Raw genomic sequence first — 553 nt, forward strand, 5'->3', positions numbered from 1 at the left:
GATATCGACTTCTCTGTCAACGTACTTCCATTCCTCTGTTGCACGCAGTTCGGAAAGCAATGCGTTGAACTCAGCCTCATGGGTTGGCGCGAACTCGAACCCATTGAGAAAATCGAACGGTTCATTTTCAGAGAGGTCGCGGCAGTGGTGGAGCTTGCGCGCTACTGCAGGCAAGTAGTTGAGCCCGATTTGGATGTGCTTTGACTTTTCGAAAACGCTCCGGCGCTCGTCTTGCGTGAATTCCCACCAAGCTGCGTTTTTTCGGATCGGTATCAACGCAGCGCAAGTTGCTTCTGGGCGCGCTAGCCCTTGCTGCTTCACCACAATTTCGTTCTTCTCTTCGCGCATGACATACCGTTCATTGCTTGTTATTCCGCGAAGTACCCAGGGTGCATTGGTTTCGGGCTGCAACTCTGAGGCAGATATTACGTTGAGCCTTTTGGCTTCAGGCAGTGACTTGCCAACTATGGTTTCGGTTCCAACGATCCGCCAAAGACCGCTGTCTCCGCCGACGAATGCAAATAATCGTGTATCCATTTCATCCCCTTCATGT

The 553-nt window shown here is 51.5% G+C and carries 1 protein-coding gene; it reads right to left on the reverse strand.

The window, feature by feature from the left end; all coding sequences use genetic code 11:
• On the reverse strand, positions 1–537 hold a 537-nt coding region (locus tag JMX91_RS13270), incomplete at its 3' end, for a chlorite dismutase family protein (RefSeq protein ID WP_201549630.1).
• Between the last annotated feature and the right edge of the window lie 16 nt (positions 538–553).

Source organism: Psychrobacter sp. Pi2-1 (assembly GCF_904846645.1).
Classification (GTDB): Bacteria; Pseudomonadota; Gammaproteobacteria; order Pseudomonadales; family Moraxellaceae; genus Psychrobacter.